Source organism: Streptosporangium sp. NPDC049248 (assembly GCF_040678965.1).
GTDB lineage: Bacteria > Actinomycetota > Actinomycetes > Streptosporangiales > Streptosporangiaceae > Streptosporangium > Streptosporangium fukuiense.
Genome location: NZ_JBFAQY010000004.1, coordinates 305401 through 322665, shown reverse-complemented (window position 1 = coordinate 322665; position 17265 = coordinate 305401). Strand labels below are relative to the sequence as shown.

General features: G+C 69.5%; 18 protein-coding genes. 11 read left to right on the top strand and 7 right to left on the bottom strand.

Annotated elements, in window-relative coordinates:
* The first annotated feature begins 207 nt into the window (after window positions 1-207).
* Window positions 208-696 carry a VOC family protein gene (locus tag AB0K21_RS10725; protein WP_343980012.1) on the top strand — a complete coding sequence of 163 codons (489 nt, stop codon included), beginning with the start codon at window positions 208-210 and terminating at the stop codon, window positions 694-696.
* A gap of 164 nt (window positions 697-860) precedes the next feature.
* A complete protein-coding gene (locus tag AB0K21_RS10720) occupies window positions 861-1055 on the top strand; it encodes a DUF3046 domain-containing protein (protein ID WP_030904097.1) in 195 nt (64 codons plus the stop codon).
* Window positions 1056-1070: 15 nt separating this feature from the next.
* Here AB0K21_RS10720 and AB0K21_RS10715 read toward each other — a convergent pair whose 3' ends face one another.
* A complete protein-coding gene (locus tag AB0K21_RS10715) occupies window positions 1071-1349 on the bottom strand; it encodes a hypothetical protein (RefSeq protein WP_343980007.1) in 279 nt (92 codons plus the stop codon).
* 325 nt (window positions 1350-1674) lie between these two features.
* On the opposite strand from AB0K21_RS10715, the gene recA reads away from it, so the two are divergent.
* From recA to rny, 3 genes are all read left to right on the top strand, one after another.
* Window positions 1675-2799: a recombinase RecA gene (gene recA / locus AB0K21_RS10710; protein ID WP_343980004.1), complete on the top strand. Its 1125-nt coding sequence runs from the start codon at window positions 1675-1677 to the stop codon at window positions 2797-2799.
* A 13-nt stretch (window positions 2800-2812) separates the two neighbouring features.
* The gene (recX, locus tag AB0K21_RS10705) at window positions 2813-3628 is read left to right on the top strand and encodes a recombination regulator RecX (RefSeq protein WP_364149203.1); all 816 of its coding nucleotides are present in this window, start codon (window positions 2813-2815) and stop codon (window positions 3626-3628) included.
* A gap of 284 nt (window positions 3629-3912) precedes the next feature.
* Window positions 3913-5523 (top strand): ribonuclease Y, encoded by a 1611-nt coding sequence (rny, locus tag AB0K21_RS10700; protein WP_343979998.1) that lies wholly within the window; start codon window positions 3913-3915, stop codon window positions 5521-5523.
* 70 nt (window positions 5524-5593) lie between these two features.
* On the opposite strand, the gene AB0K21_RS10695 is transcribed toward rny, so the two are convergent.
* The 5 genes from AB0K21_RS10695 to AB0K21_RS10675 all read right to left on the bottom strand — a co-directional run bounded on the left by AB0K21_RS10695 (window position 5594) and on the right by AB0K21_RS10675 (window position 11029).
* Window positions 5594-7483: a prolyl oligopeptidase family serine peptidase gene (locus tag AB0K21_RS10695; protein ID WP_364149201.1), complete on the bottom strand. Its 1890-nt coding sequence runs from the start codon at window positions 7481-7483 to the stop codon at window positions 5594-5596.
* A gap of 263 nt (window positions 7484-7746) precedes the next feature.
* A complete protein-coding gene (locus AB0K21_RS10690; protein ID WP_343979991.1) occupies window positions 7747-8691 on the bottom strand; it encodes an amino acid ABC transporter permease in 945 nt (314 codons plus the stop codon).
* Window positions 8688-9356, bottom strand: a complete 669-nt coding sequence (locus AB0K21_RS10685; RefSeq protein WP_343979988.1) for an amino acid ABC transporter permease — start codon at window positions 9354-9356, stop codon at window positions 8688-8690. Before AB0K21_RS10685 ends, AB0K21_RS10690 begins: the two co-directional genes overlap by 4 nt.
* Before the next feature lie 59 nt (window positions 9357-9415).
* Entirely contained in the window at window positions 9416-10210 is a 795-nt protein-coding gene (locus AB0K21_RS10680) for a glutamate ABC transporter substrate-binding protein (RefSeq protein ID WP_364149198.1), read from the bottom strand.
* 63 nt (window positions 10211-10273) lie between these two features.
* Window positions 10274-11029, bottom strand: a complete 756-nt coding sequence (locus tag AB0K21_RS10675) for an amino acid ABC transporter ATP-binding protein (protein ID WP_343979982.1) — start codon at window positions 11027-11029, stop codon at window positions 10274-10276.
* A 172-nt stretch (window positions 11030-11201) separates the two neighbouring features.
* Between AB0K21_RS10675 and miaB the strand changes: the two genes are divergently transcribed.
* The 4 genes from miaB (at window position 11202) to AB0K21_RS10655 (ending at window position 14991) form a co-directional block, all read left to right on the top strand.
* The gene (gene miaB, locus AB0K21_RS10670; protein ID WP_364149196.1) at window positions 11202-12701 is read left to right on the top strand and encodes a tRNA (N6-isopentenyl adenosine(37)-C2)-methylthiotransferase MiaB; all 1500 of its coding nucleotides are present in this window, start codon (window positions 11202-11204) and stop codon (window positions 12699-12701) included.
* 325 nt (window positions 12702-13026) lie between these two features.
* Window positions 13027-13572: a hypothetical protein gene (locus AB0K21_RS10665; RefSeq protein ID WP_364149194.1), complete on the top strand. Its 546-nt coding sequence runs from the start codon at window positions 13027-13029 to the stop codon at window positions 13570-13572.
* A 115-nt stretch (window positions 13573-13687) separates the two neighbouring features.
* Window positions 13688-14377: a hypothetical protein gene (locus tag AB0K21_RS10660; protein ID WP_343979972.1), complete on the top strand. Its 690-nt coding sequence runs from the start codon at window positions 13688-13690 to the stop codon at window positions 14375-14377.
* 98 nt (window positions 14378-14475) lie between these two features.
* Window positions 14476-14991 carry a methylated-DNA--[protein]-cysteine S-methyltransferase gene (locus AB0K21_RS10655; RefSeq protein WP_343979969.1) on the top strand — a complete coding sequence of 172 codons (516 nt, stop codon included), beginning with the start codon at window positions 14476-14478 and terminating at the stop codon, window positions 14989-14991.
* Between the two features lie 36 nt (window positions 14992-15027).
* On the opposite strand, the gene AB0K21_RS10650 is transcribed toward AB0K21_RS10655, so the two are convergent.
* The gene (locus AB0K21_RS10650) at window positions 15028-15303 is read right to left on the bottom strand and encodes an antitoxin (RefSeq protein ID WP_343979966.1); all 276 of its coding nucleotides are present in this window, start codon (window positions 15301-15303) and stop codon (window positions 15028-15030) included.
* Between the two features lie 74 nt (window positions 15304-15377).
* On the opposite strand from AB0K21_RS10650, the gene miaA reads away from it, so the two are divergent.
* Both miaA and dapF read left to right on the top strand, forming a co-directional pair.
* Complete coding sequence (gene miaA, locus AB0K21_RS10645; protein ID WP_343979963.1) at window positions 15378-16283, top strand: tRNA (adenosine(37)-N6)-dimethylallyltransferase MiaA; 906 nt, start codon at window positions 15378-15380, stop codon at window positions 16281-16283.
* 165 nt (window positions 16284-16448) lie between these two features.
* On the top strand, window positions 16449-17255 hold the full coding sequence (gene dapF / locus AB0K21_RS10640) for a diaminopimelate epimerase (protein WP_343979960.1): 807 nt from the start codon (window positions 16449-16451) through the stop codon (window positions 17253-17255).
* The last annotated feature ends 10 nt before the right edge of the window (window positions 17256-17265 follow it).

Genomic DNA, 17265 nt, shown 5'->3' with positions numbered 1-17265 from the left:
CGGCGCCACCGACAGAACCCGTCACCGCCTGCCGGCTCATCACCTGCGGATACGTGATCCACCGGTGCCACGGCCAGATCACCGGGCCTGTACGCCGGACACGTTCGAGGGGGCGTCGCCGGCACGGCCCGCCCCAGGAGTAGGTTGGCTCCTGTCGCCACTGGCATGCTTTGGCGAACACGGGACGCATTGAGTGGTGAGCTGACGATGAGCATCGACTACCAGGCCATCGAGGCGAAACGCGAGCGGATCAAGGCGGAGCACCTCAGGGAGAACCGTCCGCCGAGCAGCGCGAGGGGACTGCACCACTTCGCGCTGATCTCCTCGGACGTCGAGGCGACGATCAGGTTCTACCAGGACCTCCTGGAGTTCCCCCTCACGGAGATCTTCGAGAACCGCGACTACCAGGGGTCGAACCACTTCTTCTTCGACATCGGCAACGGCAACCTCCTCGCCTTCTTCGACTTCCCGGGGCTGGACCTCGGTCCCTACCGGGAGGTCCTCGGCGGGCTCCACCACGTCGCCGTCTCCGTGGACCCCTCCACCTGGGAGCGCCTGCGCGGCAAGCTGGCGGCGGCGGGCGTGCCGCACCAGGTGGAGAGCGGTACCTCCATCTACTTCACCGACCCGGACGGGGCGCGGGTGGAACTGCTCGCCGACCCCCTCGGCGAGATGTACGGCTCCCGCGTGCTCTGACGGGCCGCCGCCTCTCAGCCGGTCGCTCCCGGCGGGGTTCCCGCGGGCGTGCGAACCCCGCCCCCGCGTCTCCCTCTCACCCGGACCGGGCGACCGGCACGCCGCCGGCCCGCGGCGTGCCGGTCGCGGGCCGCGGCACGCCGGGGTGGTCTCATACTTGGGGCATGCGCCTGTCGGATTTCTGGAAACGGATGAAGCTGCACTTCGGCGACCAGTACGCCGAGTCGTGGGCCCATGACTACGTCATCGCCGACCTCGGCGGCCGGACCGTGATCCAGGCGCTGGCCGAGGGGGTCGGGGCGAAGGAGGTCTGGCATGCCGTGTGCGGGGTGACCGACGTCTCTCCCCGGCTCCGCTGAGGGGCGGGCCGGGGGTCAGGAGGGTTCCGCGGGCGGAGCGAGAAGTCTCTCCACCGAGCCGGCCGCGAGCGCGGGGTCGTCGGCACTCTCCTCGCCGTCCGGCGACCACAGAAACAGCCAGCCGTCCTTGACGGGGGTGGCGAAGACGATGGTCTGCCGGCCGCTGTCCGGATGCCATACCCACAGCACCGGAGCGGCGCCTCCGAGGGTGCGGCTCACCAGCCCTCGTTGTCGCAGTTCGGCGGCCAGGGAGTCGAGATGGGCTAGGCGTTGCTGCGTGAACGTGTTGGGCACGTCGGGCACCTCGGGTCGTTTCCCCTCAGGATCACCCCAGGTCAGCCTGGTTACAACAGGCTCAGGACAATTCTCGGAAATGTCGCCTCCCGGATGGGTCCGCGCTCCTCGCCACCATGGCCCCGCGTCTGTGGCCGACCCCGTACGGGAGAGTCCCGCGGTGGATCACGGTTCCTGGAAACGTGATGCCAACGGGCCGCGATCGAACAGTCGTTCGGCTATATTGAACGGGCCGTCACTCCTGGCGTGCCCTCCCGAAATTGTCGGCGGCACCCCGTAGCTTTCTGGCAACCGATCCAACCCGCGACCCTCCAGGGGGGCTCCCATGGCAGCTAACGACCGCGAGAAGGCGCTCGAGACCGCCCTCGCTCAGATCGAGCGGCAGTTCGGCAAGGGCTCCATCATGCGCCTGGGCGACGAGACCCGGGCGCCCATCGAGGTGGTCCCCACCGGCTCCATCGCGCTCGACGTGGCGCTCGGCATCGGGGGCTTCCCGCGCGGCCGCATCATCGAGGTCTACGGTCCCGAGTCCTCGGGAAAGACCACGATCGCCCTGCACGCGGTGGCCAACGCCCAGCGTGGCGGCGGCATCGCCGCGTTCATCGACGCCGAGCACGCGCTCGACCCCGAGTACGCCCAGAAGCTGGGCGTCGACACCGACGCGCTGCTCGTCTCCCAGCCGGACACCGGTGAGCAGGCGCTGGAGATCGCCGACATGCTGATCCGGTCCGGCGCCGTCGACCTGCTGGTCATCGACTCGGTCGCGGCCCTGGTGCCCAAGGCCGAGATCGAGGGCGAGATGGGCGACAGCCACGTCGGCCTCCAGGCACGCCTGATGTCCCAGGCGCTGCGCAAGGTCGCGGGCGCGCTCAACAACACCGGCACCACCGCGATCTTCATCAACCAGCTCCGCGAGAAGATCGGCGTCATGTTCGGCTCGCCCGAGACCACGACCGGTGGAAAGGCGCTGAAGTTCTACGCCTCGGTCCGTCTCGACATCCGCCGTATCGAGACGCTGAAGGACGGCACCGAGGCGGTCGGCAACCGCACCCGGGTGAAGGTCGTCAAGAACAAGATGGCCCCGCCCTTCCGGGTGGCCGACTTCGACATCCTCTACGGTGTCGGCATCTCCCGCGAGGGCGGCCTGATCGACATGGGCGTGGAGCACGGCTTCGTCCGCAAGTCCGGAGCCTGGTACACCTACGAGGGCGACCAGCTCGGCCAGGGCAAGGAGAACGCGCGAAACTTCCTCAAGAACCACCCGGACATGGCGAACGAGATCGAGAAGAAGATCAAGGAGAAGCTCGGCGTCGGCCCGCGCGTCGACAGCCCGGCCACCCCGCCGCCTGCCGCTCCGGCGACCGCCGCGCCCGGCCGTGGTTCCGGTCCGGCGACCGCCGCGTCCGGTCGCGGTTCCAAGGCGGCCACTCCCAAGCCGGGTGACGCCTGATTCGGGCTGATCGATGATGACGGGAGCCGACCTTGGTCCGCCCGGTGAGGGCGGGCCGAGAGACTGGGGTGCCTGGCCCGACGAGCCCCGGGGCGGCTCGCCGGGCAGAAGCGGGCGAGGGCGCGGGCGCGGCGATGCTCTCCCCGCCTCCGAGGGAGAGGGCGCAGGTCCCACCGCCGACGAGCCGCGAAGCCGGCGGGGACGTGGCTCCCGGCGTGGTGGGCGACGCTCCGGGGTCGGTTCTTCGGGCACCCATCCCGATGGCCTCCTTCCTGGCGGGCCGGCCGAGGGAGCTCCCGCGAGCCGGGGGGCCGGGACCGATCCGCAAGCGGTGGCGCGGGCGATCTGCCTGCGGCTGCTGACGATGGCGCCGCGCACCCGAGCTCAGCTCGCGGAGGCGTTGCACAAGCGTGAGGTGCCCCAGGAGGCGGCGGACGCCGTGCTGGAGCGCTTCTCCGAGGTCGGGCTCATCGACGATGAGGCGTTCGCCGCGGCATGGGTGAGCTCTCGCCATGCCGGGCGGGGGCTTGCCAGAAAGGCCCTTGCCTCCGAGCTCCGGCACCGGGGGGTGGACGAGGAGACCGTGAAGGACGCGGTGGAGCAGCTCGACCCCGAGCAGGAGGCGGAGACCGCCCGTCGCCTTGTGCGGCGCAAGCTCTCCTCGACCCGCGGTCTGGACCCTGCGGTCAGGACCCGCAGGTTGGCCGGCATGCTCGCTCGAAAGGGATACGGTCCTGGCCTGGCGTTTCGCGTTATCCGCGAAGTGCTGGAGGATGATGAGGCAGAAACAGCGCCATTCATGGAAGATTCGGGCTATCCCCTCGACTAGCTCAAAGCAGCCTGACGCCAGGTCTTTGCTTGCTCGTTACCTCTCTGACGCTTAATCTCAACGGCAGTGAGGAGTTACTCCGCGCAGTGCGGATTGTCATAGCGGTGTATACGGACAAACAGGCTTGGCGGATGAGGGCGGGAGAGCGGGCCGGCGGGAAAAGCCGGTGAGTGATCCCTCTGGGTTCACTTCTGTCCCGGCAGCGCCGTCTCTTGGGCTTTCCGTGCCGTGCGTGTGACCCCTCGCGTGCTTGATATTTGCGACGCGAGGAAGGTGAGGCGCGCATGGATCCGGTCGTGGTCGTCATATTGGCAGTGGCGGTTGTGGCTCTTGCCGTGATGACGGCCGTGCTGGTCGTGTTGCTGCGTCACATCGGAGGAGCCGGGCCGAAGGGCCTCACCCCGGAGCAGGAGGCCGAGGTTTCGGCCCAGCTGGAGGAGGCCAGGCGTGAGGCCGCCGGTATCCGGGCGAAGGCCCAGGACGACGCCGGAGAGCTCCTGCGCAAATCGGAGGCGGCGGTCGAGGCGGCGGCCGAGATGCGCAAGGAGGTCGAGGCCGAGGGCAAGGTGCTGAAATACGAGCTCAAGGAACTCCGGGCGGACCTCGAACGCAGGGAGAACCGGCTGGCCGAGCGGGAGCAGCGCCTCGACGATGAGGCCAGGCGCCAGGCTGACCGGGCCCGCAAGCTCGCCGAGACGGAGACCGAGCTGGCCGATCGCCGCGAGGATCTCGAACGGGTGGCCGAGGAGCGCAAGGCCATCCTGGAGCGGGTGTCCGGGCTCACCGGCGACCAGGCCAGAGCCGAGCTGGTCCGGGAGATCGAGAACCAGGCCAAACGCGAGGCAGCCCTGATCGTCAGGGAGATCGAGAGCGAGGCGCGCAAGGAGGGCGAGAAGCGCGCCACCAAGATCGTTACATTGGCGGTCCAGCGGGTGGCCACCGAGCAGACCGCCGAGTCCGTCGTGAGCGTCCTGCACCTGCCGGGTGACGAGATGAAGGGGCGCATCATCGGCCGCGAGGGCCGTAACATCCGTGCCTTCGAGTCGACCACCGGAGTCAACCTGATCATCGATGACACGCCGGAAGCCGTGTTGCTGTCATGCTTCGACCCGGTCCGCCGCGAGACCGCCCGGCTGACCCTGGAGAAACTCGTCCTCGACGGCCGTATCCATCCGCAGCGCATCGAGGAGGCCCACGAGCGCAGCAAGGCCGAGGTTCAGGAGCTGTGCGTGCGGGCGGGGGAGGACGCCCTGGTGGAGCTCGGCATCACCGACATGCACCCTGAGCTGGTCACCCTCCTCGGCCAGCTCCGCTACCGCACCTCCTACGGTCAGAACGTGCTCGGCCACCTCATCGAGTCCGCCCACATCGCCGGCATCATGGCGGCCGAGCTGCGGCTCGACACGACGCTGCTCAAGCGCTGCACGCTCCTGCACGACATCGGCAAGGCCCTCACCCACGAGGTCGAGGGCAGCCACGCGCTCATCGGCGCCGAGATCGCCAGGCGGTACGGCGAGCACGAGGACGTGGTCCACGCCATCGAGGCCCACCACAACGAGGTAGAGGTCAAGACCGTCGAGGCCGTCCTCACCCAGGCCGCCGACGCGATCAGCGGCGGCCGTCCGGGCGCGCGCCGAGAGTCGCTGGAGGCCTACGTCAAGCGACTGGAGCGCCTGGAGGAGATCGCCACCTCCTACGAGGGGGTCGAGAAGGTCTTCGCCATGCAGGCGGGCCGTGAGATCAGGGTCATGGTCAAGCCGGGCTCGGTCGACGACATCCAGGCTCAGGTGATCGCCCGCGACGTCGCCAAGCAGATCGAGGAGGAGCTCACCTACCCCGGCCAGATCCGCATCACGGTCGTCCGTGAGTCCCGGGCCACCGAGTTCGCCCGCTGACGCCCGGCACTCGAAAGGTCGCCCGCCGGCCGGACGCTCGCGCCGGGGGCGGGAAGCCGCGGGTGAGCGTTCAGACGTGGAAGATCTGCTGATAGAAGGCGAGTTCGGTGGCCAGTGCCGCGCTGCGGGTCTCGGCGCGGCGGAAGCCGTGGGCCTCGCCCTCGAACGTGAGATAGGTGCAGGGAATGCCACGCTCGGCGAGAGCGTCGACGAAGGCCTGTGACTGCTCGGGGGGGACCACGGGGTCGGAGAGGCCCTGCAGGAGCAGCATCGGGCAGCTCACCCCCGCCACCTGGCCGAGAGGCTCGCGCGAGGCGTACAGAACGGGATCTTCCGGTCCGATCAGCCATTCGATGTAGCGCGACTCGAAGTCGTGGGTGGTCGCGCTGAACGTGGCGAGCGAGCTCACACCGTAGTAGGAGACGCCTCCGGCGAACACGTCGGACGTACAACAGGACGCCATGACCGTCCAGCCGCCCGCGCTGCCGCCCCGGATCGCGATCCGTGCCGGGTCGGCCAGCCCTTCCGCGGCCAGCCATTCGGCCGTGGCGATCGAGTCCTCGACGTCGACCACACCCCACTGGCCGCGCAGCCGCTCGCGGTAGGCGCGGCCGTAGCCGGTGGAACCGCCGTAGTTGACGTCGATCACCCCGATGCCCCTGCTGGTGAAGAACGCCTTCTCCAGGTCGAGTGCTCCGGCGCTGTGCCCGGTCGGCCCGCCGTGCACGAACACGACGTACGGCGGAGGGCCCTCGCCGCGTGCCAGGGGGTTGGACGGCGGATAGAGGAACGCGTGCACCTCGCGTCCGAACCGGCTCTCGAACTCCACGGTTCTGGGGAGCGGCAGGTAGGCGGTGTCGGGCAGCTCGTTGATGTCCCTGCGCAGCTCCTGCGCGCTGCCGGTCAACGTGTCGACCCGGACGATCGAGCGGGGCAGCGCCGGGCCGTACCCGATGCCGACCAGGGCGTGCCCGTCGGTGGCCAGCACCGGATCCCAGCCGTCGTAGGGCACGTCCAGGTCGCTCAGCAGGCCGCTGTCCGGGTCGAAGACGCCCAGCCGCAGGCCGCCCAGCCCGTGCAGGACCGCGAGGCTGCCGTCGGCCATCGGCGCGTACGGTGTCGCGCCGAGCTGCCACAGCGGGCCCGCGAACTCCTCCTCCATCGGGTAGAGGGCCCGGGTCGCGGTGCCGTATATCCCGACCAGGTAGAGATTCCACCAGCCCGACCAGTCGGAGATCGCGTAAAGGTGTCGCTCGTCACGCCACCGCGGGGCGAGCACCGACTCGGAGATGCCCCCCTTGACCTTCCAGGAGGTGCCGTCGGCCAGCCGGCAGACCCGCAGCTCGGTGCCGTTCCACGGCATCTGGGGATGGTTCCAGCAGATGAAGGCCAGGTGCTCGCCGTCGGGGGAGACGGTGGGGGAGGCGTAGAAATCATGCCCGCTGATCCGCTCACGGGGCTCGGCCCCGCCGGAGGGGGGGCCGGAGAGAGGGATCGACACGATCGACCGGCTCACCTCGCCGTCGGCGTGCCGCTCCCTGACGCACCAGATCTGACCGTCGTGGACGAGGAGGTCCGCGTAGCGCAGGGCGGTGGGGTGCTCGGGCTCGGGGGTGAGCGGCCGGGGCTCGCCGCCGGTGGGCAGCAGGTAGAGCCGCTGGTCTGTGAAGTTCGTGAACACCAGGCCCTCGCCGGGCACCACCGCGTACGACCGCCCGCCGTACTCGTGGACCCTGGTCCTGGCGCTCCACGGCGCGCTCAGCAGATCGTGCTGCGTGCCGTCCGCGCTCTGGTGCACGATGGTGGTCCGCCCGCCCTCGGCGGGACGGTCCTCGGTCCACCAGACCTCCCCGCCGAGCACTGTCGGGAACCCGAGGCGCAGCCCGGAGCGGGCGACGTCGGAAGTGGAGATCGGCGAGGGCCAGGTGGCGTACGGCAGGATGGCCTGCTCGGGGGACATGGCGCAATCCTGCCCGATAACCCGCTCCGTGTCGCCGGTATCACGCTCGCGTCACCAGAGATATGCCGCCGACGGTCGGCACGAGCCGCAGGATCGGGGGGAATGAGGGGGTAGAGGTGGTTGATCCGACCTCTTCCACAGGCCGGGTTTCACCGGCTACGGGAGCCTCGCCTGCCTCGGAGCGCCCGGCCAACCGGTCCGGGGCCCGGCATGGGAGGAGGGCGGCCACCGGACCCGGTGACCGCCCTCGACCGCTGTGCTTCCTACGGTGCCGGATTTCCCAGGCCGCCCTCGACCGCGGTCGGTGAGTCGGGTCGGGCGATCGGCTGGGCCGCCGTCTTCCTGCTGCGACGGCTCCGCATCTCCAGCCAGGTGGCGATGGTGCCCACCATCACGTTGATGATGATGTAGATGATCGCGATGACGATCACCGCGGGAATGATGTTGTTGAAGTTGGAGGGCAGCACGCGCGCCCCCGCGTTGAGCAGGTCCTCGAACGACACGATGAAGCCCAGGGCGGTGTCCTTCAGCAGCACCACCAACTGCGCGACGATCGCCGGCATCATCACGGTGACCGCCTGCGGCAGCAGGATCATCCGCATCACCTGACCGGGACGCAGGCCGACCGCCAGCGCGGCCTCGCTCTGCCCTCGGGGGATCGACAGGATGCCCGCCCGTACGATCTCCGCCAGCACCGAGCCGTTGTACAGGACCAGGCCGACGACCACCGCGGCGAACGGCGTCACGGTGAGCCCGAAGACCGCGCTCCCGCCGAACATCACCGCGAAGATCATGATCAGCAACGGGATCGCCCTGAAGAACTCGACCACCGCGCCCGCCGCGAGGCGGATCCAGGCCCGTTCCGAGAGCCGGCCGATGCCGAAGACGAAGCCGAACGGCACCGCGATCACGGCGGCGACCGCGGCCGCGCTGAGCGTGTTCAGCAGGCCGGGCAGGATCAGGTTGAGCCACACGTCGCCGCGCAGGAACGGCGTCCACATCTCGGCGCTGAGCTGGTTCTTCTCGTCGAGCTTGGTCACCATCACGTACACCGCGAACAGCGTGGCGGCGATGACCAGCACGGTGAGCACGTTGTTGCGGATCCTGGCCTTGGGGCCGGGAATGTCGTACAGGACGCTGACGCGCTCGGAGCTGTCGGCGCGCCCGCGCGCCGGGCGCCGGGTGCGCTCCGTGGTCACCGCGGTCATCGGACCACCGCCAGACGCTTGGCCAGCCAGCCGAACAGCAGTCCGGTGGGCAGGGTCAGGATCAGGAAGCCCAGCGCGAACCCGGCGAAGATCTGCACGACCGCGTCGCCGTGCGCCTCGAAGAGCGTCTTCATCGTCAGGGAAGCCTCTCCGACCCCGATGGCGGCGGCGATCGTGGTGTTCTTGGTCAGCGCGATCAGGATGCTGCCCAGCGGGGCGATCACCGCGCGGAACGCCTGGGGCAGCACGATCAGTCTCAGGTTCTGACCGAAGGTGAGCCCGATGGCGCGGGCCGCCTCGGCCTGGCCGACCGGCACCGTGTTGATCCCGGCCCGGATCGCCTCACAGACGAACGCCGCGGTGTAGGCGGACAGGCCGATGATGGAGAGCCACATGTAGTTGGTGGACAGGCTCGGGGAGAACGAGACGTCCAGGACCAGTCCGAGGCCCAGCCCGCAGAACACGATCACCAGGGTCAGCGGGGTGTTCCGCAGGACGTTCACGTACGTCGTGCCGATTCCGCGCAGCACAGGCAGCGGGCTGACCCGCATCCCCGCGAGGATCGTCCCGAGCACCAGCGCCACCAGCCCGCTGGCGAGGGTGAGCCGGATCGTCAACCAGAAAGCTTCCAGAATGACCCGGAATTCTTCGGAGAGTGCCTGCACTCGTTCCTCCAGTGGTCACCGGCCGAGGCGTCCGCGCGCCCCGGCCGAGGTGTGACCGGTCAGTAGCGATCGACAGCCGGCGGGGTGGTGAAGAACTTCCCGAACTCACCGAAGTTGGCGTCGACGGCCTTCTTCCAGCTGCCGTCCTTGAACATCTTCTCCACCGCCGCGTTGACCTTCTCGCGGGTCTCCTTGTCCTCCAGCTTCAGGCCGATGCCGTACTTCTCCTCGGAGAAGGGCTGGCCGACGAGGCGGAACTTGCCGGGGGACTGGGCGGCGAAGCCGGCCAGGATCGTCGCGTCCGTGGAGATCGCGTCGACCTGCTTGTTCTCCAGCAGCGGCAGGCAGGCGCCGTAGCCCTGCTGCTCGGTGAGGAAGCCGCTCTTCCACTCGTCGCCGAACTTCTCGACCAGGCGCGCGGGAGAGGACGAGCCCTGGGCGCCGCAGACCTTCTTGGTCTTGAGGTCCTCGACACTGTTGATCGTGGTGTCGTCCGCCCGGGTCAGGATGTCCTGGCCGGTGACCAGGTACGGACCGGCGAAGGAGACCTTCTTCTTGCGGTCGTCGGTGATCGAGTAGGTCGCGATCACCGCGTTGACCTGGCCCTGCTGGATGAAGGACTCACGGTTGGCCGAGATGGCCTCCTTGAACTCAATCTTGTCGTCGGCGTAGCCGAGCTCCTTGGCGACATACCTGGCCACGTCGACGTCGAACCCCTTGAAGGAGCCGTCGGGCTGCTTCTGCCCGAGCCCGGGCTGGTCGACCTTGATACCCACAACGAACTTGTCGCTTCCACTGCCGCCGTCACCGCACGCGGTCAGGCCGGCCATCGCCGCGGCGGCTGCGATCACCACGGCTCCAATACGACGTACACGCATTCTTGCTACCTCGTCTTTCGTCAGGGATGAGCAGAGCCGTCAGTGAGTGAGGATCTTGGAAAGGAAGTCCCTGGCCCGGTCGGTCCGGGCGTTGGTGAAGAACTCCTCTGGGGTGTTCTCCTCCACGACCTGGCCCTCGGCCATGAAGACCACGCGGTCGGCCGCGCGGCGGGCGAAGCCCATCTCGTGGGTGACGACCATCATCGTCATGCCCTCCTGGGCAAGGCTGATCATGACGTCGAGCACCTCCTGGACCATCTCGGGATCCAGCGCCGAGGTCGGCTCGTCGAACAGGATCATCTTCGGGTCCATGGCCAGGGCGCGGGCGATGGCCACGCGCTGCTGCTGGCCTCCGGAGAGCTGCGCGGGGTATTTCGACGCCTGCGCGCCGATGCCCACCCGCTCCAGCAGCTCCATGCCCCGCCGCTCGGCGTCGGCCTTGGCGATGCCGCGGACCTTGATCGGCCCGAGCGTGACGTTCTCCAGGATCGTCTTGTGGGCGAACAGGTTGAAGGACTGGAACACCATCCCGACCTCGGACCTGAGCTTGGCCAGAGCCTTGCCCTCGACGGCGAGCGGCTGGGAGTCGAAGGTGATCGTCCCCTGGTCGATCGCCTCCAGCCGGTTGATCGTCCGGCAGAGGGTCGACTTGCCGCCGCCCGAGGGGCCGATGACGACGAGGACCTCGCCACGGGAGATCGTCAGATTGATGTCCCGAAGGACGTGCAGGCTGCCGAAGTGCTTGTTGACGCCTTCGAGCACCACCAAAGGAGTCTTGTCCCCGTTCTCCGTCATGGAGGACAACGTAATTCTGTAAAGGGCACCCCGCGCTAACCCTGCGGTACCGATCAGATCACGGCCCACTTACCTCTTGGTCATCAACGCGGAGTGACCCGCCCGTCACGCCGGGGTCGACGGCTTCCGGGCCGTACTCGAAGGTCCGGCGAGCGCCTACCCTTGTCTTGAGATGACTGCCACCGTGGAGAGCGCCCGCACGTACGAGGTCCGTACCTATGGGTGCCAGATGAACGTGCACGACTCCGAGCGCCTGTCTGGTCTGCTGGAAGACGCCGGATACGTTCCGGCCGCCCAGGGGGAGACGGCCGACGTGGTCGTGTTCAACACCTGTGCCGTACGGGAGAACGCCGACAACAAGCTCTACGGCAATCTCGGGCACCTGCGTCCTTCGAAGATCGGCAATCCCGGCATGCAGATCGCCGTGGGCGGCTGCCTGGCGCAGAAGGACCAGGGAGAGATCGTCCGCAGGGCACCCTGGGTGGACGTGGTGTTCGGCACCCACAACATCGGCTCGCTGCCGGTGCTGCTCGAGCGCGCGCGCGTCCAGCAGGAGGCCCAGGTCGAGATCAAGGAATCCCTGGAGACCTTCCCGAGCACGTTGCCGACCAAGCGCGAGTCCGCCTACGCCGCCTGGGTATCGGTCTCCGTGGGCTGCAACAACACCTGCACGTTCTGTATCGTGCCCGCCCTGCGCGGCAAGGAGAAGGACCGCCGCCCCGGCGACATCCTCAACGAGGTCCGCACCCTGGTCGACCAGGGCGTGCTGGAGATCACCCTCCTCGGCCAGAACGTCAACACCTACGGTGTGGAGTTCGGAGACAGGCTTGCCTTCGGCAAGCTGCTGCGGGCCTGCGGCGAGGTCGAGGGGCTGGAGCGGGTCCGCTTCACCAGCCCGCACCCGGCGGCGTTCACCGACGACGTCATCGTGGCCATGGCCGAGACGCCCAATGTGATGCACCAGCTCCACATGCCGCTGCAGTCGGGCTCCGACCGGATCCTCAAGGCGATGCGCCGCTCCTACCGGGCCGAGCGCTACCTCGGCATCATCGAGCGGGTCCGCGCCGCCATGCCCGACGCGGCCATCTCCACGGACATCATCGTGGGCTTCCCCGGCGAGACCGAGGAGGACTTCCAGGGCACCCTCGACGTGGTGCGCGAGTCGCGGTTCGCCAACGCCTTCACCTTCCAGTACTCCATCAGGCCGGGCACCCCTGCCGCCACCATGGACCACCAGATCCCCAAGGAGGTCGTGCAGGAGCGCTACGAGCGACTCGTCGCCCTGCAGACCGAGATCTCCTGGGCGGAGAACAAGAAGCAGGTCGGCCGGACCCTCGACGTGCTGGTGGCCGAGGGCGAGGGCCGCAAGGACGAGGCGACCAGGCGCATGTCGGGGCGGGCCCCCGACAACCGCCTGGTGCACTTCACCCCGGGGGCAGAGGTCCCGCGCCCCGGCGACGTGGTGAGCGCCGAGGTCACCTACGCGGCGCCGCACCACCTGGTGGCCGACGGCCCCGCGCTGAGGCTCCGCCGTACCCGCGCGGGCGATGCCTGGGAGGCCCGCCAGGGCGCTCCGGCGGGCTCCGGCTCCGGCTCCGGTGTCATGCTCGGCATGCCCTCGATCGGCCGCCCGGCCCCGCTTCCGGACACCTCGGGCTGCTCCGTCTCCTGAGGTCCCGCGGGAGGCTTCGGGTACGCCTCCGCTGAGATTTTTTCGGCTCGTTCCTCCCCGGGACGCCCCATTCGGAGGTGGCCGTCCCGGGGGCGTGCGCTCATGATCGAATAGTTGGAATCCCCTGCGGGAGCGGGGATTCCGGTGCCGCCACCTTCTCTGCCAGGGCATATGCCCACGATGACACTACGCGTCCTCTAAGAGACGATATTTCGTGATTCATTTGTGATTGGTGTGCGAGCATTTCCCCATTGTGGCTACTGTGGTTCGGCACCCTTCGGAAACCGAGGAGGTTTCCCCCCGAGAACCGCAGGGAGTTTTCCCCATGCATGTCCCTTCTTCTCCGGGCAGTACCGGAGAAACAGAGATCCTCACCGGTCCCGCCGGTGAGCCCGGCAAGCCACGCAGGTCCCGCAGGTCACAGCGGAGAAGCGGCCCGGCCATAGCCGTCTTCTCCGTCCTCGCCGCCGCCCTCCTGGGCGGGGGCGCCGTCTTCGCCTTCGTGAACGGCGACCAGGACGACCCTGGAGCACCGCCGCCGAAGGCGCCGGAGAGCGCCCAGGAGGCCGCTCAGAATCCCGAGCCCGACCAGAACGCGCCGCAGGAGGAGAAGCAGAAACCGGAGAAGAAGACGGACACCGCCTCCGGCGGCGGTGACACCTCCACCGGAGGTACGGGTAGCGACGCGGGCACGGGCGCCGACCGGACGAGCCGGAGCGAGCCGGGAGCCGATTCGGCCGCGGGGAAACCCTCGGCGAACAAGCCGTCGCCACAGCAGAGCGGTCCCCAGAAGCCGCAGGAGGTTCCGGACGACCCCCGCGCCGACGGTGCCACCGGCTACGTGCACCCCCAAGGCCCGAGCGGCGGTTGACAGCCGTACCTCCTTTTCGGTGATGAGCGGGACGCCGGGGCGCGCCGAGAGGATCACCGTGCCCCGGCGCTCTTCTCCGGGGCGGTTCCCGGGAGGACTCGGTTAGTCTGGCCGGGTGCTTGTCGCCGCGGCCGTGTGCCCGCATCCCCCGCTGCTGCTCCCCGAACTGGCCGGGGCGGCGGCTGTGGAACTCGACGACCTCAGGGCGGCCTGCGCGGCCGCGCTCGGCGCGTTGCGCGATGCCGGCGCCGACACGATCGTGGTGGTCGGCGGCGCGGACCGGACCGCCACGTACGGCGCGGACGCCGCGGGAGGTCTCGCTCCCTGGGGCGTCGACGTGCGAAGCGGCGAGGGGGAGCCCGTCCTGCCGCTGTCGCTGTCGGTCGGCCGCTGGCTCCTCGACCGGGAGCACCTGACCGCCTCGGCGTTCCACGCGATCTCCTTCGACGCGCCCCCGGCGGAGTGCGCGGCCCTGGGCGAGCGGCTGGCGGCCACGGCCGGTCGCGTGGCGATGCTCGTCATGGCCGACGGCTCGGCCTGCCTCACCGAGAAGTCCCCCGGTTATCTGGACTCGCGCGCCGAGCCGTACAACAGGGCGATCGCCCTGGCGCTGGCCCGCGCCGAGATCCCGCCGCTCGACCCCGGAGAGGCCGCCGAACTGTGGGTCGCCGGCCGTGCGGCCCTGCAGGTCCTGGGCGGCTGCGGCGGCACCCTGCGCGGAGAGCTCCTCTATGACGACGCGCCCTACGGTGTCGGCTACTTCGCCGCCCGCTGGACGGAACGGACGGCCTCGCCGACGGACTGACGCGCGAGATGGCAGTGAACAGGTGGACCGCAGTGGTCACGGCGACGGATGGGTGCCGGGCCCGAGGTGACGGGGATACGAGGTCGATGGTGGGAACCGTGGCGTTCGGGAGTGTCGCGACGCAGTTGGGGGACATGGTCGTCGCGGTGACCGAGGAGGGCGTGGCGAACGTGGGCTGGGGTGATCCGGTGGCGTTCAGGACCCGCGCGCTTGAGCGGCTGAGGCTGGACGAGGTGAACGATCCCGCCAGGACGGCCGGGGTGGTCGCCGAGCTGGGCGACTACTACGCGGGCAGACTGAAGGTCTTCGGCGTGCCGGTGGACTGGCGGCTGACCTCGCCGGTGCAGCGCAGGGTGCTCGGCACACTGTACGAAACGGTGCCGTATGGCAAGGCGGTGACCTACGGAGAGCTGGCGGCCCGGAGCGGGACGGGCGTCCCGGCACGGGCCATCGGGTCGATCATGGGAGCCAACCCGATCCCCGTCATCGTGCCGTGCCACCGGGTGGTCGCCGGAAACGGCCTCGGCGGGTTCAGCGGGGGCGAGGGCGTGGAGTCGAAGCGGTGGCTGCTGACCCTGGAGGGCTATCTGCAGCCGACGCTCGACTGGGACTGACCGGGATCGGGATCCGCTCCATCTCGCGGCCGGTGCCTACGGGCCGTAGCGCGGAGGTGTGTCGGGCCGGCCGCTCTGACCGGGATCGGGCACGGCACCGCCCTGGTCGGTGCCGGGCGTCGTGCCCGGCTGGTTGTCGATCTTGTCGGCCATCTCCCTGGCCTTCTGCGCGGCGGTGCTGATCTGCTGGTCGTGCTTCCCTCCGGTCTTCTCCCTGGCGATCTGCTCGGCCTTGTCGATGCCCTTCTTGACGAGCTCCTCGGTCTTGGCATCGCCGCCCAGCATGTTCTTGACCTTGTCGAAGATGGACATGATGTGTCCCCCAATCCCGATGCACGGGATGCATCGCCTCTCCCCCATACCCAGCGAGTTGGCAGAATTACCCCGTGCCTCAGCTACCCGTCATAGCCGTCGTCGGCCCGACCGCCGGCGGAAAGTCCGATCTGGCCGTGGATCTCGCCCTCGAACTGGGGGGCGAGGTGATAAACACCGACTCGATGCAGCTTTACCAAGGCATGGACATCGGGACGGCGAAACTCTCCATGGGGGAGCGGCGGGGGGTTCCCCACCACCTGCTGGACGTCTGGGACGTGACCAGAACCGCCAGCGTGGCCGAGTACCAGTCGCTGGTCCGGCCGCTGATCGACAACCTGCGGGCCAAGGAGGTGGTGCCGATCCTGGTGGGCGGGTCCGGGCTGTACGTGCGGGCCGCCCTGGACGACCTGGAGTTCCCCGGTACCGACCCGCGGGTCCGTGCCCTGCTGGAGGCCGAGCTCGACCTGCACGGCCCCGCCCCGCTGTACGAGCGGCTCCGCGAGCGCGACCCCAAGGCGGCCGAGACGATCCTGCCGAGCAACGGCCGCAGGATCGTCCGCGCACTGGAGGTCATCGAGATCTCCGGGCGGCCGTTCTCGGCCACGATGCCGTCGTACGACGCCGTCTACGACAGCGTTCAGCTGGGGGTGGAGGTGCCGAGGGCGGTGCTGGACGCCCGGGTCGAGGCGCGGGTCGAGCGCATGTGGCGGGCCGGGCTGGTGGACGAGGTCAGGGAACTCGCCGCGCATGGGCTCGCCGAAGGCCGTACGGCCAGTCGTGCCCTCGGGTACGCGCAGGTGCTGCGCTTCCTCGGCGGCGAGTGCACCGAGGAGGAGGCGAAGGAGGAGACGGTACGGGCGACGCGCAGGTTCGTCCGCCGTCAGGAGTCGTGGTTCCGCCGCGACCCCCGGGTGATCTGGCTCCCCCAGCAGGAACCCGACCTGCTGGGACGGGCGCTCGCTGCGATTCGCGGCTGACCGCTCTGACCTCCCCGGCCGGGCGGGACCGGGAACCGCACCGAACCGGCCCGATTTGCTCTGACGCGCCGGTCGGCGATCCGGCGGTTCCCAGGCCGACGTGCCGGAGGACGGGGCCGTTCCCCGGGGCGCCGGGGCGGACACGGGCCTGGATAGAGTTGGGGCATGCGATTCGCGAAGGGGCACGGCACCGAGAACGACTTCGTCATCCTTCCCGACCCGGACGGTGAGCTGGAGTTGTCCGCGACACTCGTGGCGGCGGTGTGCGACCGGCGCGCCGGGATCGGTGCGGACGGCGTGCTGCGGGTGACGCGGACGAAGCTCAGCCCGGAGGTGTCCGGCCAGGCCGGCGAGGCCGAATGGTTCATGGACTACCGCAATGCCGACGGCGGCATCGCCGAGATGTGCGGCAACGGGGTGCGGGTCTTCGCCCGTTACCTGGTCGAGGAGGGGCTCGCCGCGCCCGGGGAGTTCGGCATCGCGACACGCGGGGGGATCAGGCGCGTACGGCTGGCGGAGACGGGTGACGTGACCGTCGACATGGGGCCGCCCCGGGTGCTGGGGTCGAGCCGCGCGATCGTCGCGGGCCACGAGTACGAAGGCGTCCACGTCGACATGGGAAACCCCCACCTGGCCTGCGTCATCGGCGACCCGGTGGCCCAGCTCGACCTGAGCCACCAGCCCGCGTTCGACCCCGAGGTGTTCCCCTCCGGGGTCAACATCGAGCTGCTCAATCCGGTGGGTCCGCGCCGGGTCGTCATGCGGGTCTTCGAGCGCGGGTCCGGTGAGACGCGCTCCTGCGGCACCGGCGCGGTCGCCTCGGCCGTGGCCGCCGCGCGGCTGGCCGGTGAGACCGGTGGCACCTGGGCGGTCGAGGTGCTCGGCGGCACCGTCACCGTCACCCTGGACGAGCGGACCAGCTACCTGGCGGGGCCCGCCGTCCTGGTCGCGTCCGGTGAGATCACGCTCTGACCCGCGCGGC

Excerpts from the sequence above, each read along its gene's own strand:
- recX (WP_364149203.1), top strand. The coding sequence starts at position 2,813 with ATGATGACGGGAGCCGACCTTGGTCCGCCCGGTGAGGGCGGGCCGAGA.
- AB0K21_RS10690 (WP_343979991.1), bottom strand. The coding sequence starts at position 8,691 with ATGACCGCGGTGACCACGGAGCGCACCCGGCGCCCGGCGCGCGGGCGC.
- rny (WP_343979998.1), top strand. The coding sequence starts at position 3,913 with ATGGATCCGGTCGTGGTCGTCATATTGGCAGTGGCGGTTGTGGCTCTT.
- recA (WP_343980004.1), top strand. The coding sequence starts at position 1,675 with ATGGCAGCTAACGACCGCGAGAAGGCGCTCGAGACCGCCCTCGCTCAG.
- AB0K21_RS10720 (WP_030904097.1), top strand. The coding sequence starts at position 861 with ATGCGCCTGTCGGATTTCTGGAAACGGATGAAGCTGCACTTCGGCGAC.
- dapF (WP_343979960.1), top strand. The coding sequence starts at position 16,449 with ATGCGATTCGCGAAGGGGCACGGCACCGAGAACGACTTCGTCATCCTT.
- miaB (WP_364149196.1), top strand. The coding sequence starts at position 11,202 with ATGACTGCCACCGTGGAGAGCGCCCGCACGTACGAGGTCCGTACCTAT.
- AB0K21_RS10650 (WP_343979966.1), bottom strand. The coding sequence starts at position 15,303 with ATGTCCATCTTCGACAAGGTCAAGAACATGCTGGGCGGCGATGCCAAG.
- AB0K21_RS10725 (WP_343980012.1), top strand. The coding sequence starts at position 208 with ATGAGCATCGACTACCAGGCCATCGAGGCGAAACGCGAGCGGATCAAG.
- AB0K21_RS10665 (WP_364149194.1), top strand. The coding sequence starts at position 13,027 with ATGCATGTCCCTTCTTCTCCGGGCAGTACCGGAGAAACAGAGATCCTC.
- AB0K21_RS10675 (WP_343979982.1), bottom strand. The coding sequence starts at position 11,029 with ATGACGGAGAACGGGGACAAGACTCCTTTGGTGGTGCTCGAAGGCGTC.
- AB0K21_RS10695 (WP_364149201.1), bottom strand. The coding sequence starts at position 7,483 with ATGTCCCCCGAGCAGGCCATCCTGCCGTACGCCACCTGGCCCTCGCCG.